This window comes from Kitasatospora sp. NPDC093102 (assembly GCF_040683915.1).
Taxonomy (GTDB): Bacteria; Actinomycetota; Actinomycetes; order Streptomycetales; family Streptomycetaceae; genus Kitasatospora.
On the sequence record NZ_JBFBFA010000050.1, the window covers coordinates 23,282 to 46,304 of the forward strand.

The window sequence follows — 23,023 nt, forward strand, 5'->3', positions numbered from 1 at the left end:
CCGCGACCGGCGCGCGGACGGCCGGCCCGGCTCCAACGGCTACCGGTCGCCGAGCAGTTGCAGCGCCTGCCGCAGGTTGTACTCGGCGATGCCGGCCATCGCCTCCCGTGCCGGGAAGTCCCCGTCGAGCAGTCGGAGCGGGCCTGCCGTCAGCGAGAGGCGTTGCGCCAGCGCGTAGAGGGCGAGCCGGTCCTCGTCCAGTGCGTCGGCCGCCAGCGACCGGTAGTCGGCCTCGTGCAGGCGGATCCGCAGGAAGACGTGCTCCCACTCGACGTCGAAGTACATCGCGCCCTCGATGTCGATCAGCACCGGGCGACCGTCCGCGTCCACCAGCACGTGGTCGGGCCCCAGTTCGCCGTGCACCAGCGCGTACTCCGCGCGCGGCCGCACCGCCGCCGCCAGGCCCCGCAGCCGTTCGGCGAACCGGTCCCGGGCTCCCGCGATCCGGGGATCGCGCGCTGCCGCCTCCGCGAGGTCGCGCAGCGCGCGGTCCAGTACGACGCCCTCGCACGACGGCCCGTGCGACGCTCCTCCCCCGTCGACCACCGCCACCTTCCCGTAACCGGACGCGCGGTGGCCTCGCATGGCCCCCAGTGCCTCGCCGAGCCGGGCCAGCACCGGGGCGGCGGCGCGCGGGTCGCGGGCGAGCAGCTTCTCCAGGTTCTCGCCGGGCACGTCCTCGACGATCACGAGGTCGGCCGCGCCCGGGGCACTGCCGCCGTCACGGTTCCCGGCGCGCTCGACGAACCGGATCGCCGGGACCCGGACGCCGAGCGCGTCCAGCCGTGCGTGCGCGGCCTCGAACAGGTCGAGCCCGAGGCCGGGCGAGAACGGGTCGGCGAGGTCCTCGTCCCCCTCGGCCGCCGGCCAGTAGTTCTCGGACCGGTCCCAGCGGTAGGCGATCGCCGTCGTCCCGTCGTCCATCAGCAGCCGGTACACGCCCTTCTTGCTGCCGCCCGCCAGCCGCTGGGCCGTTTCCAGCCGCCGCCCGCCGCCCAGCGCGGCCCGCGCCGCACCCGCCAACCGCTCCCGCACCGCTGCCCCGCCCTTCCCCGTCCCGGCCGTCTCCCCGTCCCGGTCGGCGCACCCTACCGCCGCAGGTGGCGGCTCACGTCGCCGACCAGGGTGATCCGCACCCGCCGTTCCACGAACCGCCACCGCCCGTCCTCCCCGCGCGCGAAGCGGTCGTGGTACCGGCCGGCGGCCACGGCCTGCAGCGGCAGCTCGGGCAGCGCCTGCAGCACGGTGACGTACGAGCGTGCGACCGCCGTCCCCGCCCGCTCGTCGACCTCGACGGCCACGTTGCTGGTCACGTGCTGGGTCCGCGGCGTCCCGTCGGCGTACACGATCAACGTTTCCCGGAACATCGCCTCGACCGCCTCGCCCCCGTGCACCGGTGCGCCGCTGCCGACGAAGGTGGCGTCGGCGAACAGCGCGCCGAGCCCCGCGAAGTCGCCGTCGTCCACGAGTTCGGCGTAGCGCGCGATCAGGTTCTCGATCGCCCGGTGGCTCGGCACCGGATCGGTGGGCGCGGACATGTTCCCCCCAAGGCCGGACGGCAGTCGTCCCCCTGACTGTCCCATGCTCTGACCAGGCGCCGGAAGACCGCTTGGCGGGGCGGTGACCGGGCTGCTGGCTTTCGGTCGCCCGTGACACCGCCCGAGGAGATGGCCACCGCGATCGGCGTGCCGCTGGTGGCGGCCGAGCCCCGGATCACGGCCGCGGTGTTCGGCCGGCACTGGCCGGACGTCCTGGTCGAGCACGCGACGCGGATCACCGTCCCGGTCGAGTTCGACCTCCAGTGGGACGACGAGCACATCCCGCGCGAGGCCGGCCTGGCCCCGTTCGATGCCTTCGCCTCGACGGAGAAGACGCTGCACGCCAACGCGGGCCGGCACAAGGATCTGCCCCGCTTCGAGGCCGACAGCGCGGTCCGCTTCCTCGCCCGCCACCTCGGCCGCCCGTCGGCCGAGCCGGCCACCACCTCGGCTGCCGCCTCGGCCTGACGCGAACGCTCTCGGCGCCCGGCGGCTACCGGCCGGGCGCCTCGGCCAGCCTGGAGATCTCGGCGGCGACGGCCTCCGGTTCGGCGGCGACGGTGACGCGGGCGACGCCGTCCAGGCCCGGGTGGGTGCCGACCCGGACCGAGTGCCGCGCGTTGCGCAGCAGGTCGAGGTCGTTGATGTCGTTGCCGAAGGCGTTGTACGCGTCGATCCCCAGCGAGGTCAGCGCCTCCCACTTGTTCGTGGTGCCCGGGGCGAAGTCGATGATCGCCTCGTCGAGGTGGTGGTTGACGGTCATCCCGAGCCCGCGGCCGGCCTCGGCGAGGGCCGTCAGGTCGGTCGCGTCGACCACCAGGAACTTGACGACAGCGGGGAGCTCGGCGAGTTCCACCCGGCGGGCGAGGCCGCCCTGGTCGACCCGGCCGCGGATCGGGTGGTCGGCCGGTCCGGTGTAGGCGTAGTCCCACGGCCCGTCGGCGAGGTAGCCCGCCCGGAACCGCTCGGCCTCGGCCAGCAGCCGGCCGAGTTCGCCGGCCTCGAACGCGGCCCGCGCCTGCACCTGGCCGTCGACGGAGACCAGGCTGCCGTTCCCGCCGATCAGCATGGCGGTGGGGAAGGCCCCGTCGAGGACGGGCAGGAGGTCGCGGACCGGCCGGGCGGAGGCGAAGACCAGCTGGTGGCCGGCGCGCTCGCAGGCGTCGAGGGCGGCGAGGATCCGGCGGTCGATCGTCCGCCCGTCGAAGCAGAGCGTGCCGTCGATGTCGAAGACCGTGGTGCGGGCGCTGGAAGTGATCACCGGGCGATGGTATCCAGCCGGTCCCGTACACGATCCACCGCCCGTCGCCGTCCCCGAGGGCGCCGTCACCGGTGCCGCCACGACCGCAGCGCTCAGTCCGGCCCCGGCAGCGCCCCCGGCCACGAGCACTGGTGGGACGGCAACGCCTGGACCAGCGACGTCCGGCCGGTCCAGGGTGTGCGCCGCCGAGCACCCGACGCCTGTTTCCCGCCCCCGCTCCCCCCTTCCGCCGGTCCGGGCCTCGCCACGACGAGGGCCCCTCGGCCGGACAACTCCGGCGAGGGGCCCACAGGATGGCGAGGAATCAGCTGTGCCGCGGTGACGGCAGCGCCGCCGAGCCCGCGAGCAGCGGCCACTCCCGGTGGAACGGCGGCAACGGCAGCTTGCCCTCGATGATCGGGGTGCCGAAGACCTTCAGGTGGGCGAGCAGCGAGCCGCTCAGGTCGACGCCGCCGACCAGCGACCAACTGCCCTGCACCTGCGGAGGGTTGCCGGAGGAGTCGACGGTCAGCGAGCCCTCGGCCTGGGCGCGCAGGTAGGGGGCGACGGTGGTCTCCACGCCGACGGTGTCGTACAGGCCGAGGCTGATCTCGGCGCCGAGCGCGGCCCGCACGCCCGCCTTGCCGTTGAGCCGCACGTGCACCGGGGTGACCTTGGTCTCGGCGCTGGTGACCGGGGTCCAGCCCTTGCCGCCGGTGTAGTCGGCGCGCACCGCCCAGGTACCGGTGGCGTCCTGCTCCGCCTCCAGGTGGACCTGGCCGTCGGCGCTGACCTCCAGGTAGCAGGTGAGACCGAGGTTGACGACCACGGGCAGGCCGGCGACGGTCAGCACCGGGCTGGCCTGCAGCTTGGCGAAGGGCACCCGGACGGGCGCCGCGCCGGTGCTGCGGGCGGCGTCGCCGGTGACCTTCCACTGGGCGTGGGCGCCGAGGTCGAAGCCGATCGAGGCGGTGCGCGGGCTGCCGGCCGCCGCACCGTGGTAGGCGAAGTGGACGGCGGGGTGGAGCCGGAGCGAGCCGGAAGCGTCGAGGCTCGCGCCGTCGGGCAGCGGGACGGGGGCCTTGAGGTTCACCTCCAGGGTGCCGGAGGCGTCGGCCTGCACGCCGTCGCCGGTCAGGCCGGCGCTCGCCTTGAGGTCCTTGACCAGCGGGGTCACCGTGATGCCGTGCGGGTCGACGGGGACGTTGCCGTCGGCCTCGGTACCGCCGAGGAGTTCGGCCAGGGTGGCCGGACGGGTGGTCAGGGCGAGCGTGTTGCCCGCGCCGGGGCGGACGCCGGTGACGGCGACCAGCGCGCCCTGCGGTGCTGCGGCGGTGGGCGGGCTGGCGATCAGCTGCCCGGGCTGGACGGCGGCAGTGGCCGTGGGAACGGCGCTGGGCGAGGCCGAAGCCGTGGAGGCCGGCCCCACCGCGGACAGCACCGCCGTTCCGCCCGCCGGGTCGTAGGCCGTCAGCTGGAGGTTCTTGGTCGCCGCCGTGACGGCGCCACCGTCCTTGCCCGGACTGCCGATCGCGGCCTGCCGGTCCCCGGCGGGCGCGGCGGTGACGGGTGCCTTGCCCGGGGTCGGACGGCCGGCGGCGGGGCTGCCCGCCTTGGCGCGCGGGGCGCTCCCGGCGGGCGGGGCGGCGGCCGGGCTGCCTCCGGCGGCGGTCGCGGCCGGGTCGGCGACGGTGGCGGCGGCCGGTGCGGCACCGGCCTGGGAGCTGCCGGAGCCGGTCGGCCCGCACGCGGCGGCCCCGGCGAGGACGAGGGTGAGGACGGCGGGGCCGGCGGCCCTGCCTATGGAGTTTTTGAACACGCCACGTCATGTTACTGACGAGGAATAAGTTTGTCGAAGGCGGGCAAACCCGCCTGCCCGGGCAGGTTTCACCGCAGGTCAGCCCGGTCGGCCCAGCCGCGCCGCCGGCAGCGGCGCCCCATCCGGCACTCCGACCCCACCCCCGCCCCCGCCCTCGCCGGACAGCTCCGCGAGGTACCGCGAGCGCGCCATCGGCTCGGCCCCCAGGCTCCGCACGTGCGGCCCGTCCCACTGGGCATCGAGCAGCCGCCCGCCCGCCGCACCGAACCGCGCCCCGAGGTCGGCGACGGCGACCCGGGCGGCGTCCGGGCGGCGGTGGAACATCGAGTCCAGGCTCAGCACCGGACCGACCGCGACCCCGAACACCCCGCCGATCAGCTCCTCCCCCTCCCACACCTCCCCGCTGTGCGCCGCCCCCTGCTCGTGCAGCCGCATCAGCGCCGCCGCCAACTCCTCGGTGAGCCAGACGGGTTGCCGCCCCTCGGTGCACGCCTCCAGCACCCGCCCGAAGGCCCGGTCGGCGCTCGTCCACCAGGAGGACCGATTGCGCAGCCGCCGCGCCAGCCGGCTCCCGAGCCGCACGCCGTCGGGCGCGATCACCGGCCGCGGGTCCGGCGACCACCAGGCCAGCGCGTACGGGTCCGCCCCGCCGGGCAGCAGCGCCACCTCGCCCGCCTCGACGGCCTCGCCGTACAGCGCCTCGTTGTACGCGCTCGCGTACACGTCCGCGGCCGGCAGCGGGAACAGTCCGCGCCGGTACGCCGCCAGCAACTCCTCGGCTCCGAGCGTGCCGCCGAAGGCCACCGGGCCGTCACCGTGGCCGCGTCGTACGTCCAGCGCGCCCAGGGCGGCGGCGAAGGAGCTCACGGCGGTGCCGCCCGCAGGAAGCCCTCCCGTTCCAGCCCCGCCAGGTAGTGGTCGATCAACCCCGCATCCACCGGCGGCAGTTCGATCCCGCTCCCGGCCAGTGCCGCCTCCGCGTTCGCCCGATCGAACAGCGGGAACGTCGGCCGGAAGTACATCTCGCTGATCGACAGCGCCGTCCCCGGCGCGCGGTCCACGAACAGCGGGACGAACGGCGCGATCGGGTGCGCCGGGTTCCCGGACGCGAACCGGACCAGCCGCTGCACCCATTCCCCGTAGGGCAGTCGGGCGATCCGGTGGCCGCGAACCCGCAGCCGCTCGGCCAGGTCGGCGAGGACGCCCGGCCACGGGGAGGTGAGGTGGTAGACCTCGCCGGCGGCGGGCGCGCGGGCGGCGATGTGGGCGATGGCGCGGGCGAAGCGGTCGGCGGGGACGAAGTCGAGCAGCAACTGCACGTCCGGACAGGTTCCGCTGTCGACCAGGTAGGCGATCAGCGCGCACAGTTCGGTGCGCGTGTTCATCACCCCGTCCGCCAGGTCCCCGGTGACGTCGTTGGTGCGCAGCACGGTGACGGGCAGTCCGGCGGCGGCCGCGTTGTGCAGCAGCTGCTCGGCGACCCACTTGCTCTCGACGTAGCCGACGCCGAGCCGTTCCGGGTGGGCGAGCGGGGTCCGCTCGGCGACCTGCACGACACCGGCCGCACCGAAGCCGGCCAGCACGGCGAGGGTGGAGAGGTAGTGCACGGGGATGCCCCGGCTGTGTCCGGCGAGCCGGACGACCTCCCGGGTGCCGCCGACGTTGACCTGCCGCAGCTGGTGGTACGGGTAGAGGAAGTTGACCTGCCCGGCCAGGTGGTGGATCGCGTCCAGGTGCCCGGCCAGCCAGTCGAACCGGCGGTCCGTCAGGCCGAGCCGCGGCCGGGTGAGGTCGCCGACCAGCGGCACCACCCGCCGGTCGCCGAGGTCGCGCCGCAGGAAGCGCTGCCGCGCCGCCCGCAGCCGTTCCAGCGCGTGCTCCTCGTCGGGCGCGCGGACCAGGCAGTGGATGCGCGCCCGGGTGGTGGCGAGCAGCGCGTGCAGCAGGTGGGCGCCGCAGAAGCCGGTGGCGCCGGTGAGCAGGATCTCGGCGGGGTCGGCACGGGAGGGCGCCGGGCTCCAGGACTGCCGGAGGTCCTCGGTGAGCCGGGCCTCCGCGGACCAGTCGACGGCGGCATCCCGTACGGCGCCCGCGGGGCCCTCCGTCCGCGCCGCCCGCAACGCCCCCGCGAAGGCGAGCAGGACGGGCTCGCGCAGCAGCGCCCGGGTGAGCGTCCGCACCTGCCCGACGTCGATGCCGAACACGATCCGCGCCCGCGCCAGTATCTCCATCGCGAGCAGCGAGGTGCCGCCGAGCGCGAAGAAGTCGCCGTCCGGGCCGATGTGTTCGACGCCGAGCAGCTCCGCCCACAGCTGCCCGACGGCCTCCTCCACCGTTCCCGCACCGGAGGTCTCGGGCGCGGGCGACGCCGGTGCCGGGGGGCGCACCGGAGCGTGCGGCAGCCGCTGCCGGTCGATCTTCCCCGCCGCCGTGAGCGGCATCTCCTCCAGCGGCACGAACTCGGCCGGCACCAGGTACTCCGGCAGCCGCTCGGCCAGGAACGCCCGGATCCCCCGTGCCCCGCCGGCCGCCCCGGAGGCGAGCGTGTAGTACGCGGTGAGCGTTCGGCTGCCGTCCGCCGCCTCGCCGTCGGCCGCGACCCGGGCCTGCCGGACGTCCGGGTGGGCCGCCAGGACGGCTTCGGTCTCGGCCGGGTCCACCCGGTGCCCGCGCACCTTCACCTGGTCGTCGACCCGCCCGAGGATCTCCAGCTGCCCGTCCGCCCGCCACCGCCCGGCGTCGCCGGTGCGGTACATCCGCTCGCCGGGCAGCGGCGCGTACGGGTCGGGCAGGAAGGACTCGGCAGTGAGCCCGGCCTGCCGCCAGTAGCCCCGGGCGAGGCCGGGCCCGCCGAGGTGGATCTGCCCCTTCTCCCCGGGCCGGACGGGACGCAGCCGGGCGTCGAGCACGTACGCCCGGACCCCGGGCAGCGGCCGTCCGATCGGCACGGGCGCGGTGAAGGTGCCCGCTCCCCCGCCGAGCAGTTCCGCCGTGACCTCGCAGAGCGTCGAGGTGACGGCCGCCTCGGTGACCCCGTACGCGTTGAGCAGCCGCGCGCCGGGCAGCCGTTCCAGGCAGTGGCGGAAGTCGTCGGCGTGCCCGGCGTCCCCGCCGACCAGCACCAGCCGCAGTCCCTGCGGGCCGGGTCCGCCGGGCGGGAGCAGGTCGAGCAGGTGGTGCCAGTAGTCGGGGGTGAGGTCGGCGACGGCCAGGCCGAGCCCGGGCAGCCGGCCGGCCAGCTCGGTGGGCGCCCAGGTGCCGCCCGCGCCCCCGCCGCCCAGCACCACCGTCGCGCCCGCGAGCAGCGCGCCGAGCACCTGTTCCAGCGCGGTGTCGGTGCCCAGCGCGGCCAGTTGCAGGACGCGCTCGCCCGGGCGCAGCCGGTAGGCACGGACGATCCGGTCGAGGGTGAACCGCAGCGCACGGTGGGTGACCGGTACGCCCTTGGGGCGGCCGGTCGTGCCGGAGGTGTAGATCAGGTAGGCGAGGTCGTCCGGGGCGGCGCCGTCGTCGCCCGGGAACTCCCCGGCCCTGCCGTCGCCCGGGAACTCCCCGCTCCCGCCGCCCTCCGGCCCGAGCACGGACACCCGGGAGGCCCCGGGGAACCCGTCACCGTCCGCGACCACCATCCGTGCCCCGCAGTCCTCGACCAGCCGGGCCAGCCGCCGCGGCGGGTGTGCCGGGTCCAGTGGCAGGAAGGCCCCGCCCGCTTTGAGCACGGCCAGCCAGGCAGTCACCAGCCCCGTCCCGCGCTCCAGGCAGACCGGCACCACCTGCTCCGGGCCGGTCCCGCACGCCCGCAGTGCGGCGGCCAACCGGTTGCTGCGCAGGTCGAGTTCGCGGTAGCTCAGCGTGGCGCCGTCGGCGACGACGGCGATCGCCTGCGGGTCGTGCGCCGCCCGCGCGCGGAACAGTCCGTGCACCGTGTCCGCGATTCCGGCCGCCGCCCGCCGTACGGGGGTTGCGCCGGGGAAGCCGAGCCCGGCCGGGTGCCACTCGCGTTCCACCCAGTCCCGGCAGTCGGCCCGCCCGGCCGGCCCGTGGACCTGCCACCAGCCGGCCGGGACGGGTAAGTCCCCGGGCCAGATCGCGTACTGACCGTCGTCGTTGCGAACCACGGCGTGACGTCCGGAGCTCGCATCCGTTCGTACGCCCCGTGCGCTGTCTGCTGCGTCGTCCACCGGCTTGACCTCGTGCTGTGGCGGCAGAATGCTTGGGAGTGCGATATTTCCGACTATACGCACTCATGCCTCGTCGGGGACGTCCGGTCCCGCCGGACGCCCCACTGCTGCGCGCAAGCGCTCGTCCGCCCCGTCCGGGTCGGCCCCGTACGGGCTCGCCCGCCCAGCCCCCGCCCGAACTCCCCTGCCCGACGGGCGGGGTGATGTCGCGGAGGAGGTAGCCTCGTTGACTCGCCGGCGCCGACGCCTGATGGTCTGTTACCTGCTCTGGATGGTGCTGTTCACCGGCATCTACTACGCGAATCCGAGCCAGCGGATCATCTGGTGGACGGGCATCGGCCTCGGCGGCGTCGCCGCCATCGTGGTCGGCGTCCGTCTCAACCGGCCCGCGCACGCGCGGTTCTGGTACGTGCTGGCGCTCGCCAACCTCAGCTTCACCGTGGGCGAGGTGGTGCAGGCCGTCCAGCTGGACATCCTGCACCTGCCCAACCCCTTCCCGTCCGTCGCGGACGCCTTCTACCTCGCCGAGTACGTGCTGTACGCGGTGGGCGTGCTGGGCTTCATCCGCTGGCGCACGGCCCGTCAGGACCGCGCCGGGCTGCTCGACGCACTCATCCTCACCATCGGTCTGGCCCTGCTCGCCTGGATCTACCTGATCCTGCCGTACGCCCGGGACCCGGACCTCGGCTGGTTCCAGAAGGCCGTCTCGATCGCCTACCCGCTCGGCGACGTGGTCGTGCTCGCCCTGCTGCTGCGCCTGCTGACCCCACGCGGCGGCAAGTCCCGCCCGCTGCGGCTGCTCGCCGTGGGCTCGCTCGGCATCCTGGTCTCCGACGTGCTGTACGGGCTGGTCCAACTGCACGGCACCTGGCACATCGGCACGCCCGTCGAACTCGGCTGGGCCGCGTTCTACACCGCCTGGGGCGCGGCGGCGCTGCACCCGTCGATGGTCGGGCTGACCCGGCCGGTGCCCACCCAGCAGCCGGACCTGAGCACCGCCCGGCTGGTGCTGCTCACCCTCGCCTCGCTGATCGCCCCGGCGATCCTGATCATCGAGTCGCTGGCCGGCAACACCAGCAACGCGGGCGTGATCGGCGCCTTCTCCGCACTGCTCTACCTGCTGGTGCTGGCCCGGCTGGCGGTGGTCGTCTCCGCCCGCAGACAGGCCGTCGCCCGCGAACGGGCGCTGCGCGAGGCGGGCGCCCGGCTGACCGCGGCCGTGACGGTGGAGGAGGTCGAGGACGCCGTCCAGGCCGCCTCCTCCGCCCTGATGCCGGCCGAGCCCGGGCACGTCGCCCTGCTCGCGGTGACCGGGGACGGCGTGCCGCACGTCCGGCACGCCGGGAGCGGCACCGCCCGACCACGGCCGGGGGACGCTGCACCGTCGGACCAGGTGCTCGAACTCGCCGCCGCCCGGGAGACCCTGCTGCTGCCCGTGGCGTCCCTGGGCCTGACGGCCGCCGACCCGCCCGGTGCCGCACGGTCCGAGGGCGACCGCCGCCGTCCCGGTGGCATGCCGTACGCCCTGGTCTGCCCGCTCACGCTCGCCGAGCGGCCCTCCGGCGACCCGCTGATCGGCGCGCTCGTCGTCATCGGCGCCGAGCAGGAGCTGACCAGCCTCTGGAGCTCGCTGGAGATCCTCGCCGCCCAGGCGGCCCTCGCCGTCGAGCGGGTGGTGCTGAGCCGGGAGGTCACCCGCCGCAACAGCGAGCTGTACTTCCGCACCCTGGTGCAGAACGCCAGCGACGTCATCCTGATCATCGACGCCGACGACGGCGTGCGCTACGCCTCGCCGTCCGCCGAGACGGTGCTCGGCCGCCCGGACCTGGCCGGCACCCTGCTGACCGACCTGGTCCCGCCCGAGGACAGCCGGGAGGTCGGCAAGGCGCTGGCACGGATGCGCGAGGCGCCCGAGCAGTCCCGGGGCGAGCAGCCGCGCGAGCACTGGCGGCTGCTGTGCCAGGACCGCACCCCGATCGAGGCCGAGGTCCGCTTCAACGACCTGCGCGCGGACCCGACCGTCGGCGCCCTGGTGCTCACCCTGCGCGACGTGACCGAGCAGCGGCAGATGGAGCGTGAGCTCACCCACCGGGCCTTCCACGACTCGCTGACCGGCCTGGCCAACCGGGTGCTGTTCCAGGACCGGGTCGGGCACGCACTCTCCCGGGGCGAGCGCAGCGGGACCGTCACCGGGGTGCTCTTCATCGACCTGGACGATTTCAAGGTGGTCAACGACACCCAGGGCCACGCGGTCGGCGACGAGCTGCTGGTCGCCGTCTCGCTGCGGATCTCCACCGCGCTGCGTGCCTCGGACACCGCCGCCCGGCTCGGCGGCGACGAGTTCGCCGTCCTGGTGGAGGACGCGAGGTGGCCCGCCGACGTGGACACCATCGCGGCCGGGGTGCTGGCGGTGTTCGCCGAGCCGTTCAAGCTGAAGGCCGGCGCGGTCCGGGTGAGCGCCAGCATCGGCGTGGCGACCACCGAGGACAGCGTGGACGCGGCCGAGCTGCTGACCCACGCCGACCTCGCGCTCTACTCCGCGAAGGCGGCCGGCCGCCGCCAGTGGTGCCACTACCGGCCGGCCCTCCAGACCGGGATGGTGGAGCGGCACGAGCTGAACGAGCACCTCGACTCGGCGATCGCGGAGTCGGCCTTCCAGCTGTACTACCAGCCGATCGTCGACCTGCGATCGGGTGATCTGGTCGCCTTCGAGGCACTGGTCCGCTGGCCGCAGGACCGGCGCGGAATGGTGCTGCCCGACGAGTTCATCGCCCTCGCCGAGGAGAGCGGCCAGATCGTCCCGCTCGGCGCCTGGGTCCTGGAGCGCGCCGCCCAGGAGGCCGCGGCCTGGCACGCCGCGAGCTCGGCGGTCCGTACGGCCGCCGGCCGGCCGCCGCTGCGGGTCAACGTCAACGTCTCCGCCCGCCAGTTCCGCGACGCCGGCTTCGTGGACGTGGTCCGCCGGGCCCTGGCCGGCTCCGGCATCGACCCGCACACCCTCGTCCTGGAGCTCACCGAGTCGGTGCTGCTGCGCCGCGACGACCGCATCCACGCCGACATGGCCACCCTGTCCGGCCTCGGCGTCGGCATCGCCATCGACGACTTCGGGACCGGATACTCCTCGCTGTCCTACCTGCGCGAGTTCCCGATCTCCCTGCTCAAGATCGACAAGTCCTTCATCGACGGCCTCGGCCACTCGCCCCAGCAGTACGCCCTCGTCGAGGGCATCGCCCGGATCGCCGACACCCTCGGCGTCCAGGTCATCGCCGAGGGCATCGAGCACCCCGAACAGCGCGACCTGCTCGCCGGCATGGGCTGCCCGCTCGGCCAGGGCTACCTCTTCGCCCACCCCATGGACTCCCCCACGGCCCGCGCCCTGGTGGGCGGCACCTCCTACGAGCCCGCCTGATCGGCCGCTCGTCACTCCTTCCGCAGCGCGCGCGACAGCACCGCGAGCAGCGCCAGCGTGGGCACCGCGTGCCCCGCCTCGACGGCCCGGACGTCGGTCTCCGGGAGCCCGGCGCGGGCGGCGAGAGCGGGGAGGGTGAGGCCGAGGGCGGCACGTCGGGCGCGGACGGCGCGGGCCAGGGCTTCGGCGGGATCGCCGTCCGGGTGGGCGGGGAAGTCCTCGATCAGGGGGCGCGCCAGATCCACCGGGTTCTCCTCATCGGCCTGCGGGGCGCACAGTCTGACATGCCGCCGGCAGGGGCGGTCCCCAAGCGGAGGTCAAGGTTCCTTGACCTCCGCTTGGGGCTTGCGCCTGCCGCCACCACGCGCTCGGGAGCTCGCGCGGCCCGGATCGAGCGGCCCCGGGAAGCGCCGGTCGGAGTCCCCGCGGCGCAGCGCGGCCGCGCGGCTGTTGCCGCGGTCGACCTGCCGGATCAGCCGAGCGGCAGCACCAGCCGGGACTCGCTCCCGCTCGGCGAGCCGATGGTGGCGATGCCGTTCACCGCGGCGAAGGAGTACAGCTCGTCACGGCTGTTGACGACCAGCGTCAGCCGGTGACCGACCGGCACGTCGTAGGCGGCCGGCTGGAGCTTCCAACTGACGGTGGCGTCCACGCCCGGGGTCAGGTCGAGCGCGGTGTACGGCTCGTGCGCGATGATCCGCGCCGTGCCGTCCTCAGCGACGTCGAACAGGTAGGCCACCAGGGTGGCAGCCTCCCCGCTGCTGCGCACCGTCAGCCGGACCTCCGCGGCACCGCGGATGCGGCGGGCCACCTCGCCCTGCCCGGTCAGCGGGTCCGTCGACCAGACCAGCAGGTTGTCCCGCTCGAACTCGGCCAGGACGTACCTCCGGGGGTTGCCCGTCCACTCCTTCTGGCCCGTCCCCATGACCTCGTCCACCGCAGTGGCCTTGGTCAGCTCGCCGACGGTGAAGCTCCGCGTCCAGTCGGCCGCCGCCTTGTCGGCCAGCGCGCCGTCACCGTCGCCGTTGGTCCCCGTCAGGTACCAGTTCTCGCGGCTGGTGGTGACGTCCGCCCACGCGTCGCACTCCTCCCGGCGGGCGGCCTCGGTGATCCGGTTGCCGCCGCCCAGCGCCGGCTTGGTCCGGTAGGTGAACATGACCTGGCTCTTCACCTGCTTCCGGCTCGGCACGTCGTTGTCGACGCCGAGCAGGTGGTGGTCCAGGAAGTCGTAGGCCTCCTGGACCGGCTCCCGCAGGCCGGGGAACGGCAGGTGGGTCAGCAGGCCGGACAGGCCCGCGCCCTCGGGCGCGCCGTGGTCGCCGATCCACAGGTTCAGGTGCTTCGGCACGTCGAGCCGGTTGAACACGTCGACCACCGAGGCGGCCGGGAAGAGCGTCTCGTGCCAGGTGTTGGAGACGAAGGTCGGGATGCCGCGCGCGTTGGTCTCCTTCAGGCAGCTCTCCGGGGAGCGCTTGTTGCCCCAGGCGATCACGTCGTCGAGGTCGCGGTTCTCGTCGAACTTGTCGAGGACGTCCCGGGTTTCCTCGTCGAACTTCTCCTCCTTCGAGCCGCCGGTGAAGCCGACCAGCAGCTCGACGGCCTTCACGTGCCGGGTGCCGTTGGCGTAGAGGCTGGTGGCCAGGTTGCCCCAGGTGCTCAGCGCGACCACGGCGGCGACCCGGTTCCTGCGGTCGTGCGCGGCGACCAGCTGGCTGATCCCGGAGCCGTAGGACTCGCCGAGGAAGCCGACCCGGCTCGGGCTGAAGCGCCCCTCCGCGTAGGTGATCACGTCCGACCCGTCGGACCAGTCCTTGGGCCCGGCGACGTCGACGTACCCCTCGGAGGTGGAGATCCAGTTCGGGTAGCCGAGGCCGCGGGGGGTGTAGGCCAGCACGTGGTAGCCGCGCAGCGCCAGCTTGAAGTAGGCGTAGACGAAGGGCAGCCAGCCGACCGGGCTCCAGCCGGCGGGCACGATCACGACCGGGCGCGGCTCGTCGCCGGCCAGCTTGATGGCGAACGCCGACAGTCGGGTGCCGTCCTCCACCGTGATCGTGGTGGCGTCGATGTCGGCGATCTGCCGCACCTTGGCCACCAACTCGGCCAGCTCCGGCGGGAGCTGGACGGTCTTGATGCCCTGGGCGGCCGCCAGCAGGCCGTTGCCGAGGTCGATGACGGCCTGGTTGACGGTGGCGCCGGGGCCCCAGAGGCCGTTGTCGGCGATGTCGGCCAGCGTGGTCTCGGTGATCGCCGGGATCGGCTCTCCATTGAAGCTGGTCATGCGAACCACCCTTTCCGTGACGGATACTGACCGCATCATGGTCCGGAGTGACCGGACCTTAACTGATGGGTCGTCAGATTCGCTCGGATAGGTGGTTCACGGGCATCATCCCCTGCCGACCGCCGATCCGTGGCAGTCACCGCGGCGCCCGAGCGCATCGACCGCCGAGGCGATCAGCGCCCGGGCGCGGTCGCCGTACACGGCCGTCGCGGACAGCTTCTCGAAGGCGTCGAGGTAGTGGGCGATCTCGCGCGGCCGGGTGACGGTCAGGCTCGCCGTGAGGGTCTCCACCTCCACCTGCTCGCTGTCGTAGACGCTGAAGGTCTCCAGCGGCCACACCTCCCGCGCCGCGCCGGCCGGGATGATCCCCAGGGAGACGGCGGGCAGGGAGGTCGCGGCCAGCAGGTCGCCGAGCTGCCCGCGCATCGTGCCGATGTCGCCGATGCGGTGGCGGAGGACCGGCTCCTCCACCAGCAGGGCGAACCGCCGCTTGCCCTCCCGGACGGTGCGCGAGCGGGCGAGCCGGGCCTCGACCGCGTCGGCGACGTCGTCGGGGGTTCCGTGGAAGCGGGTGACGGCGGACAGCAACGCCGTTGCGTAGTCCCGGCTCTGCAGGAAGCCGGGAACGAGGGAGGAGCTGTAGACCCGGAACACCTCGGTGCGCTCGAACAGCGGCACGTAGGAGTTCTGCAACCGTGTGAGCCCGGTGCGCTGGAGCCGCCGCCACTCCACGTACATCGACTCGGCGGACCGCGTCGCGGCGATGAGGTCCGCCGACTGCTCCTCCGCCCCGCAGAGCCGGCACCAGGTACGGATGTCCTCGTCGGAGGGCGAGGTCAACGCGTTGATGATCCGGGAGGACTTGGAGGGGTGCCAGCCGGCCTGGTGGGCCAGTTCGCGCCCGTTGATCCCGGCATCGCGGCACAGTTCCCGGAGTCGGTCGGCGACTTCCTTCCGGGCCGCTTGCGCGCTGCTGGACGGCATGACTGGGGGCATGGTTCACCTGCCTGGATTCGGCTGAACCGGACACTTCCCGCGCGGTTCGTGCCGAGAAGCGTAACCGCGCGCGGCTGCCGCTTCCGAGCCGATGGCAGCCTGGTGCGGACGAGTTGGAAAGCCCGTCGCCGGCCCGTCGCGCGGCGCGGCGGGCCGGCCGGGAACGCGAGGACCCAGGGATCTCGATCCGCCGCGAAGTCGGGCGCAGGGCAAGGTGGTTGGACGGGCAGCACACGGGTCGGCGCGACGGCGCCCGGCGGTTCACCGGGACGGCGCAAACGTGTTGGCTCCGCAGTCTGTCGGCCGTCGGCCCCGCCCGGCACAATCACCGGTATGACGATCACCACCGGTGCGCCGCCCCGGCGCAACACGCCGATCGCGCTCGCCCGTAGTTTCCTGACGGGTGGCGTGATCGGAGGATCGCTCGCCACGATGGTCGTCGGCGTCGTCATCGAGAAGGTGCCGATGCTCATCGCCGGCCTGGGCATTCCCATCGTCTACGGCCTGCTGCTCCTCCTCGCCGGCTGGCCGCGGCGGGCGAGGGAGGCGGCCGTCGTTCCGCGTACGGCGCTCGCGACGGTCGAGAGCCTGAACGTCCCCGAGGGTGAGGTGACCGACCGGTCGGTGCGGTTCGACCTCACCGTCGTGCCGGACGACGGGCCCGCGTTCCGGGTGGAGTTCACGCAGGACATCAACGTCGCCGACCTCCCCGACTACCGGCCGCGCGGTGTCCTGGTGGTCCGGTACCCGCCGGACCGGCCGTGGCTGGTGAGGATCGTGAAGCGACCGACTCCGCAGTGGGAGGAGCGGGCGGCCGGGGCGCGGCTCGACTCGGCGCCCGGGCCGGTCAGGGTGAGCGCACCTCCCGAGGCCCGTGGCGTCGGTTTCGTCGGACTCCTCGGCTTCCTGCTCGGCGCGGCGGCCGTCGTCCTCCTGTTCCGCGTGGACCTGTTCGAGCGGGAAGCTGCCGACCCGCCGACCCCGTCCGCGAAGCACTCGGTCTCCGCCTCGGCCTCCTCGTCGTGGTCGACCAAGGTGGTGACGGCCGGGTCCGGCACCATCGTGCTCGGCCCCGGACAGTCCTTCCTCGGCGACGGGGAGTTGAGCCGGTCCGTCAGCTCACTGACGCGCAACGGCGAATCCGGCCCGGTGACCACCCTGCACGTGACGGACAGCCTGCTGGTGGTGACGTTCTCCTCAGCCGACGCGAAGGCCCTGGAGTTCGATCCGATGTCGCTGCCCTACGAGCGGTTCCCCACCCTGGTCGAGGAGGCCGGAACCACCCTCGGTGTCCACGCCCCGCAGACCTGGAGCATCACCGCCCTCCGCACCAACGGCTCCGTCACCATCACGGTCAGCGTGACCGGGCCCGAGAGCACCGTCGTGCTGGAGGCGGACGGACAGGGCCGGGTGCTGCGACGCACCTCGGCACGCTGAACCACGGACAGGAGCGGGCGCACATGAGCTGGCACGGAATTCTGGCGCTGTGGTGCGGGGTGTTCGGCGCCGTGGCGCTGGTCGGGTACGGGCGGTCGCTGGCCGGCGTGACCAAGGCGCAGCGGACGGTCCGGGTGACGGGGCGGATCGAACGGGTGCGGGAGCCCCGGAACGGGAGCTCCCAGAGGGATGGGATAGCGGTGGTCGTCCGCTTCCGGGACCCTTCCACCGGCGAGGAGTTCGTCGTCACGAACGACGGCGAGACCGGCGACCGGATCACCACGGCCTGGGTGGGCCGGGAGGTCGGAGTCCGCTACCCGCCCGGGAGACCGCACGCCTTCCGGTTCGCCAACGACCTCCAGGCGGGCCGCCGCGGGCTCGGCTGGCCGAACTCCGCGGTGTTCCTGATCTACGTCGGGCTGGTGGTCGTCGCCGCGATCGACTGGGGCTGGCCGTGGGCCCTGGTCGCGGTCTGCGGGCCGCTCGCCGTCCTCACCGCCTTCCACCTGCCCGGGGAAAGGCAACGCACCAGAGGCCGTCTGGACACGCTGGCCGCCGCGACACCCGTCCCGGGGCGCGTCATCGCCGTCCTCAAGACCGTCGAGACCGACGAGGACGGCGACCTCCGGAGCAGCCGGACGCCCGTCGTCGCCTTCACCACTCACGAAGGCGCGGCCGTCACCGCCTACTACCCCTCGGGCCTGCCCGACAACGCCGTCCTGTACGGCCAGGACGTCACGGTCCACTACTCGCCCACCGACCCGGCCGACTTCACGCCGGACCTCGCGGCCGAACGCCGGTCCGGGCAGGGGAATCTCGGCTGTGCGGTCGCGGCCCTCGTCGTCACGGGGGCGGCGGCGGTCGCGGGAGTGGTCTTGCTCTTGTCCTCGGCGGGTTGACGACACGCCGACGGCCCGCCGCCGTCGAGGCGGTGGGCCGTTGAGGGGAGGTCCGTCCGGTCCTCCCGCTCGCCGACCGCAGGACGACTCCCCGGATCAGGACGTCTCGGCAGGTCGGATGACGGGGGCGGGATCGAGCGTCGAGCCGAGAGGCGTATGCGGGATGGTCAGCGGCGAGCGGTCGTCGAGCGGGTCCGCTCCGGAGGCATGACGGGCAGGGCGGGCCCGGACGGCTGCTGGACGAAGGGGAGGCACAGGTCGGCTGTGGCCTCGGCGTGGACCGTGAACTGCTCGCGGGCCCGCGCCGGGTCGCGGGCCTCGATCGCCGCGGCGAGGGCGCGGTGCCGCTGGTCGGGCATGCTCCGGGCCTCCGGGCCGCCGGGGTGGCCGGCCAGCAGTCGGGTCAGTTCGTGCTGGATGCCCTGTTCGGCTTCCAGCAGCCTTCTGGAGCCGGAGAGTTCGGCAATGTGAAGGTGGAGTCCGGCGTCCGCCGTGCGGTACGCCTCCGGGTCGGCGACCGCCGCGTCGGCAGCGGACTCGAGTTCGCGCAGCCTGGCCAGTCCCGCTTCCGAGGCCCTGCGGGCAGCCCGGGCGGAGGCCTCCCCCGACACCGCGATCCGCCAGGCCGTCAACTCCTCGATGCCGGCCAGGGTGTACGGGTGGAGGGCTGTCAGCTCTCCGATCCGGGAGAGGACGTCGGGGACGACGTAGGTGCCGGCCCCGTGGCCGCGCCGAGTCTCGATCAGGCCGTCCTCCCGCAGCACCGCCATCGAGTGGCGGATGGTCATCACGGCGACCCCGAACAGCTCGGCAAGGCCCTTCTCGGGGAGCAGGCGGTCGCCGCCGACGAGGATCCGCGCGCCGATCAGCTCGCCGAGCCGGCGCGCGATGGCCTCCGCGGCCCCGGCCGACCGTACCGGCGAGATGTGTTGCGTCCACCCCTTGTCATCCATGAAATCTATCTTCTAGATTTCGCATCTCATCCGCAAGCTGTGATCGCAGGAGAACCATGAGCCTCACCGAGCACCCGGCACCCCTCATCGGGATACCCGTACGCCTCAGCGATGCCGGCGCGCCGGGCGCCGACCATCGCATCGGCGAGGCGAACCGCATCTTCGACGACGTCGTCGCACTGGTCCGGGCAGCCGGCGCCGAGCCCGTCCTGGTCCGGCCGCACTCCGACGAGAACGCGCTGGACGCGCAACTCGCCCACTGCCGCGGCTTCGTGGTGCCCGGCGGAGGGGACGTCGATCCGGCGCTGTACGGAGCCGATCCGGCCCACCCGGCGCTGTACGACGTCAACCCCGCACAGGACCGGCTCGACGCCGCCGTCATCCGGTACGCCCTGGAGCACCGGCGGCCGCTGCTCGGCATCTGCCGCGGCATGCAACTGCTCAACATCATCCGCGGGGGGACCCTCCACCTCGACCTGCCGGAGACCTCCGTCGCGCACGACGCGGCGCCCGGGGACGAGTGGGCCGTCCACGAGGTCGCACTGTCGGCCGACAGCGCGCTGGCCGAGGTGTTCCGACGCGACCGGATGCCGGTGGCGTCCGGTCACCACCAGGCGGTTGACCGGGTGGGCGACGGACTGCGGGTCTCGGCCCGCGCCGAGGACGGATGCGTGGAAGCCGTCGAGGCGTTCGCCGACCCCCAGGCCCCCGCCCCGACGGCCTGGACCGTCGGCGTCCAGTGGCACCCCGAGGCCTTCGTGCCCGACCCCGAGCTGCGGCTGCCGCTGTTCCGCGCGCTGCTGACCCAGGTGCACGCCCAGCGGAGAGCGGAGCCGCAGTCGTGAACGACGCAGACGGAAGAGTGGGGACCAGCGTGCCGCACGACAGCGACAGGGGCGGCCGAACGGCGGTGGCCGGGGGCCGAACGGCGGACGACCCGACCGCCACGGGTGGCGGGGCCCAGCTGACCCAGGGCCTCCTCAGCCGCCACATGACCATGATCAGCATCGGTGGCGCGGTGGGCGCCGGGCTCTTCGTCGGCTCCGGGGTGAGCATCCAGCAGGCGGGCCCGGGCGTCCTGATCGCCTACGCCCTCACGGCCGCCATCGTCGTGCTCATCATGCGGATGCTCGCCGAGATGTCCGTGACCCGCCCCGACACCGGCGCCTTCGCCGTGTACGGCCGGCTGGCCTTCGGCCGCTGGGCGGGGTTCACCAGCGGCTGGATCTACTGGGTCGGCTGGCCCCTGGGACTGTGCATCGACGCCATCGCGGCCGCGCGGATCGTGAACGGCTGGCTGCCGGCGCTCCCGGTCTGGCTGGTCGCCCTGGTGCTGGTCGGCGTGGTGACCGCGGTCAACCTCGGCTCCGTGCGCGCCTACGGCGAGATGGAATTCTGGGTCGTGTGGGTCAAGGTCGCGGTGATCGCGCTGTTCATCGCCGTCGGCATCGTCGCGGTCGCCGGCCTGCTGCCGGGTACGCCCGCGCCCGGCACCGGGAACCTGCTGGACCACGGAGGCTTCCTCCCCATGGGATTCAGCGGCGTCGTCATCGCCACCTCGGGTGCGATGTTCTCCTTCTCCGGCACCGAGATCGTGACCATCGCCGCCGGCGAGGCCCAGGACGCCGCCACCGCGATCCGCAAGAGCACCCGGACCATCCTGTGGCGGGTCACCGTCTTCTACCTCGGCTCGCTGGCCGTGGTCGTCCTGCTCCTGCCCTGGGACAGCGCCGCCGTGGGCGAGAGCCCGTTCGCCGCCACCCTCAGCCACCTCGGTCTGCACGAGGCGTCCACCGTGCTGAACATCGTGCTGTTCGCGGCGATGCTCTCCACGATGAACTCCCAGGTCTACGCCAGCTCCCGGATGCTGTTCGCGCTGGCCCGGGACCGCGACGCCCCGTCCGTCTTCGCCCGCGTCTCCCGGCACGGGGCGCCGCACGCGGCCATCCTGTTCACCGCCTCGATCGCGGCGCTCTGCCTGCTCCTCCAGGTCTTCCACCCCACGACCGCTTTCAGCCGACTCGTCGACGTCACCGGTGACACCGTCTACGTCACCTGGATCGGCATCGCCGCGGCCCACCTGGTGCTCGGCCGTCGCGACCGCGCCGAAGGGCGCCTCCCCGTCCCCGGCACCGGCGTCTGGCTGTTCCCGGTGCTCACCTGGGCGACGCTGATCGCGCTCCTCGCGCTGTACGCGGTGATGATCGCCCTCCAGGAATCGCGAACCGATGCCGTGCTGGCGCTGGCGCTCACCGCGGCGGTGGCCCTGGCCGGTCTGTGGCTGCAGCGAAGGCGTCCGACGCCGTCGAACTGAGCGGCCTCCGGTCCTCGGGTCACCGGCCGCGGGCGTCCGGGTGCCGCCGGCCGTCCGGGCCCTGGACCACGGGGAGTGGGAAGTCGGCCGGTCCGACTTCCCGCTCCCCCGTGCGAGGGACGGGTCGCCCTGGAACCGCGCCCCGGGAAGGACGACCCGGCTCTCCGGGCCGAGCACTGTGGAACCACTCGGCAGCACCCGCTGCCGGGCGAGGACACAGGAGGGGACAAGGTGTACGCACCGACACCGGCGGCAGCACGAAGGACCGTGGCACTGGGCATCGCTGCCGCCGTCCCGTACATCGCCGTCAAGACCTACTGGGCAGCGGGCGGCAGGGCCGGCCTCGCCGACGGGTTCGACATCGCGGGCGAGTTCACCCGCAACGGTGCGCCCGACGCACTGGTGTGGCTCGAACGGCACGGCGTCGACTTCACCGCCGTCCTCGCGCTGACGGGACTGGCCCTGGCCTGCGCACTCGTCCGGCCGTGGGGGCGGAAGCTCCCCCGGCGGCCGCTGCTCGTCCTGGCCTGCGCAGGAACCCTGCTGATCCCCTACGGCCTCCTGACCGCGCTGCTCGCCCTCACCGGGGACGACGGCAGCGCGGGAACACCGATCACCGGGTGGATCGCGCCGGCCGGAGTCGGCGCCTTCCTCGGGATCGGGACGGCCCTGGGCGTCGGGGCCTGGCCACACCTGCACCCGGAACACCGGCGGACCCCCGGTGCCCGCGCCGCCGGGCCCGGTCCTCGCGGGTGACGGCCTACTCCACATCGCCGTACCCGGCATCCTCGACGGGGTCGGGCCACGGCTCGAAGGGAAACCGGCCGGGGCGGCGCGCCGCCGCTACGCGGACGTCAGGAGTTCGCGGCGGCCCGGTCGGAGTCACTGCGCAGCACGCAGAACTCGTTGCCCTCGGGATCGGCGAGGACGGCCCAGCCCGAACCGTCGGGGTTCCGGTGGTCGCCGACGAAGGTGGCACCGAGGCCGAGCAGCCGCTCGACCTCCTGGTCGCGCGAGGTCTCGGGCCGCAGACACAGGTGAACCCGGTTCTTGACCGCCTTGGCCTCGGGCACCTGGTTGAAGTACAGCACCGGGCCCTCCGCCGGCAGCACCTGGGTCTCCCGGTCGCCCGGCCGGCAGTCGGGATCCAGCGGACGGCCGGTCACCCCGCTCCAGAACCGGGCCAGCTCATAGGCATCCGCACAGTCGATCGCCACGTTCTGCAACACCGAGACCATGCGCGCGAGTCTCCCCGATCCCCGTGCCGACCACCACCGACTTGCGCCAGGTCCTCGCACACCCCCCGCAGAGGAGGCGGGCCGGCGTGGCGCGGCCTGGTTGGATACGGAGATGAACAGTGGAAGCCACCAGGAGTCGGGTCTCTCGAAAAGCGTCTGGAGCGACGCCGACTTCGAGGAGATGGGCTGGCACGACGCCACCGTCCACGGCCTGTACGTGCAGCAGACCGGCGACATCCTGCCGAGGCTGCTCCTCGACCTCGACTACATCGTCGCCTGGGTCGCCCCGGTCCGGCCCGCGAAGAGCTTCTCCTTCTGGGTCGCCCCGGCGACGCTCGTCTTCGAAGAGGTCTGGGACGTCGAGGGCGACCTCGGCTTCAAGGGCATGGCCCCGGAGCTGGAGATCGACGACGTGCTCCGGCTGGCACCGGACGACGACCATCGGGATTCGCCGCACTGGCACATCCAGGGCCACTCCTTCGACCTGAAGTTCCGCGCCTCGGGCTTCCGCCAGTACGTCCGCGACGCCCCGCGGCTGACGTCGGCCCCGGTCCTGTCCGACGCCGAGCGCGGCGGCTGCCGCTTCACCGAGGTCGGCTTCGGCTGAGCGGGCCCGGTGCCACGGCCTAGGGTCCGTCTTCAAACCCCCGTCGTCCGCCCGGAGGGCGGGCGGGGCGGCGTTGGGGTGCGTGCATCGCAAGGCGGAGGAGGGAGTCCATGC

18 protein-coding genes and 1 pseudogene are annotated in these 23,023 nt (G+C 73.8%); 8 read left to right on the top strand and 11 right to left on the bottom strand.

The window, feature by feature from the left end; genetic code table 11:
* Positions 1–39 precede the first annotated feature (39 nt).
* Both AB0O11_RS34470 and AB0O11_RS34475 read right to left on the bottom strand, forming a co-directional pair.
* Positions 40–1,035, bottom strand: a complete 996-nt coding sequence (locus AB0O11_RS34470; protein WP_363394926.1) for a phosphotransferase — start codon at positions 1,033–1,035, stop codon at positions 40–42.
* Positions 1,036–1,088: 53 nt separating this feature from the next.
* Complete coding sequence (locus tag AB0O11_RS34475) at positions 1,089–1,538, bottom strand: nuclear transport factor 2 family protein (RefSeq protein WP_363394928.1); 450 nt, start codon at positions 1,536–1,538, stop codon at positions 1,089–1,091.
* Between the two features lie 129 nt (positions 1,539–1,667).
* Here AB0O11_RS34475 and AB0O11_RS34480 point away from each other — a divergent pair.
* A pseudogene (locus AB0O11_RS34480) lies at positions 1,668–2,006 on the top strand (alpha/beta hydrolase); the annotation flags it as partial.
* Positions 2,007–2,031: 25 nt separating this feature from the next.
* Here AB0O11_RS34480 and AB0O11_RS34485 read toward each other — a convergent pair.
* The 4 genes from AB0O11_RS34485 to AB0O11_RS34500 all read right to left on the bottom strand — a co-directional run bounded on the left by AB0O11_RS34485 (position 2,032) and on the right by AB0O11_RS34500 (position 8,841).
* On the bottom strand, positions 2,032–2,799 hold the full coding sequence (locus tag AB0O11_RS34485) for an HAD family hydrolase (protein WP_363394930.1): 768 nt from the start codon (positions 2,797–2,799) through the stop codon (positions 2,032–2,034).
* Positions 2,800–3,103: 304 nt separating this feature from the next.
* Entirely contained in the window at positions 3,104–4,597 is a 1,494-nt protein-coding gene (locus AB0O11_RS34490; RefSeq protein ID WP_363394932.1) for a hypothetical protein, read from the bottom strand.
* Between the two features lie 78 nt (positions 4,598–4,675).
* Complete coding sequence (locus AB0O11_RS34495; RefSeq protein ID WP_363394934.1) at positions 4,676–5,464, bottom strand: leucyl/phenylalanyl-tRNA--protein transferase; 789 nt, start codon at positions 5,462–5,464, stop codon at positions 4,676–4,678.
* Complete coding sequence (locus AB0O11_RS34500) at positions 5,461–8,841, bottom strand: amino acid adenylation domain-containing protein (RefSeq protein WP_363394936.1); 3,381 nt, start codon at positions 8,839–8,841, stop codon at positions 5,461–5,463. The genes AB0O11_RS34495 and AB0O11_RS34500 overlap by 4 nt, the downstream gene beginning before the upstream one ends.
* Positions 8,842–9,004: 163 nt before the next feature.
* Between AB0O11_RS34500 and AB0O11_RS34505 the strand changes: the two genes are divergently transcribed.
* Entirely contained in the window at positions 9,005–12,187 is a 3,183-nt protein-coding gene (locus AB0O11_RS34505; RefSeq protein WP_363394938.1) for an EAL domain-containing protein, read from the top strand.
* Between the two features lie 11 nt (positions 12,188–12,198).
* Here the strand turns inward: AB0O11_RS34505 and AB0O11_RS34510 are convergent, their stop codons facing one another.
* The 3 genes from AB0O11_RS34510 to AB0O11_RS34520 form a co-directional block, all read right to left on the bottom strand.
* Positions 12,199–12,432 (bottom strand): helix-turn-helix transcriptional regulator, encoded by a 234-nt coding sequence (locus AB0O11_RS34510; protein WP_363394940.1) that lies wholly within the window; start codon positions 12,430–12,432, stop codon positions 12,199–12,201.
* Between the two features lie 227 nt (positions 12,433–12,659).
* Positions 12,660–14,465 (bottom strand): CocE/NonD family hydrolase C-terminal non-catalytic domain-containing protein, encoded by a 1,806-nt coding sequence (locus AB0O11_RS34515; RefSeq protein ID WP_363394942.1) that lies wholly within the window; start codon positions 14,463–14,465, stop codon positions 12,660–12,662.
* Positions 14,466–14,570: 105 nt separating this feature from the next.
* On the bottom strand, positions 14,571–15,449 hold the full coding sequence (locus AB0O11_RS34520) for a helix-turn-helix transcriptional regulator (RefSeq protein ID WP_363394944.1): 879 nt from the start codon (positions 15,447–15,449) through the stop codon (positions 14,571–14,573).
* A gap of 345 nt (positions 15,450–15,794) precedes the next feature.
* Here AB0O11_RS34520 and AB0O11_RS34525 point away from each other — a divergent pair, with 345 nt between their 5' ends.
* A complete protein-coding gene (locus AB0O11_RS34525) occupies positions 15,795–16,898 on the top strand; it encodes a hypothetical protein (protein ID WP_363394946.1) in 1,104 nt (367 codons plus the stop codon).
* 23 nt (positions 16,899–16,921) lie between these two features.
* Complete coding sequence (locus tag AB0O11_RS34530; protein WP_363394948.1) at positions 16,922–17,797, top strand: DUF3592 domain-containing protein; 876 nt, start codon at positions 16,922–16,924, stop codon at positions 17,795–17,797.
* A gap of 167 nt (positions 17,798–17,964) precedes the next feature.
* On the opposite strand, the gene AB0O11_RS34535 is transcribed toward AB0O11_RS34530, so the two are convergent.
* The gene (locus AB0O11_RS34535; RefSeq protein WP_363394950.1) at positions 17,965–18,750 is read right to left on the bottom strand and encodes an FCD domain-containing protein; all 786 of its coding nucleotides are present in this window, start codon (positions 18,748–18,750) and stop codon (positions 17,965–17,967) included.
* Between the two features lie 56 nt (positions 18,751–18,806).
* Between AB0O11_RS34535 and AB0O11_RS34540 the strand changes: the two genes are divergently transcribed.
* From AB0O11_RS34540 to AB0O11_RS34550, 3 genes are all read left to right on the top strand, one after another.
* Complete coding sequence (locus AB0O11_RS34540) at positions 18,807–19,595, top strand: gamma-glutamyl-gamma-aminobutyrate hydrolase family protein (protein WP_363394952.1); 789 nt, start codon at positions 18,807–18,809, stop codon at positions 19,593–19,595.
* Positions 19,592–21,064 carry an amino acid permease gene (locus tag AB0O11_RS34545; protein WP_363394954.1) on the top strand — a complete coding sequence of 491 codons (1,473 nt, stop codon included), beginning with the start codon at positions 19,592–19,594 and terminating at the stop codon, positions 21,062–21,064. The genes AB0O11_RS34540 and AB0O11_RS34545 overlap by 4 nt, the downstream gene beginning before the upstream one ends.
* 267 nt (positions 21,065–21,331) lie before the next feature.
* A complete protein-coding gene (locus tag AB0O11_RS34550; RefSeq protein WP_363394956.1) occupies positions 21,332–21,820 on the top strand; it encodes a hypothetical protein in 489 nt (162 codons plus the stop codon).
* 98 nt (positions 21,821–21,918) lie between these two features.
* On the opposite strand, the gene AB0O11_RS34555 is transcribed toward AB0O11_RS34550, so the two are convergent.
* Positions 21,919–22,302: a VOC family protein gene (locus AB0O11_RS34555; RefSeq protein ID WP_363394958.1), complete on the bottom strand. Its 384-nt coding sequence runs from the start codon at positions 22,300–22,302 to the stop codon at positions 21,919–21,921.
* Between the two features lie 112 nt (positions 22,303–22,414).
* On the opposite strand from AB0O11_RS34555, the gene AB0O11_RS34560 reads away from it, so the two are divergent.
* A complete protein-coding gene (locus AB0O11_RS34560) occupies positions 22,415–22,909 on the top strand; it encodes a hypothetical protein (RefSeq protein WP_363394961.1) in 495 nt (164 codons plus the stop codon).
* The last annotated feature ends 114 nt before the right edge of the window (positions 22,910–23,023 follow it).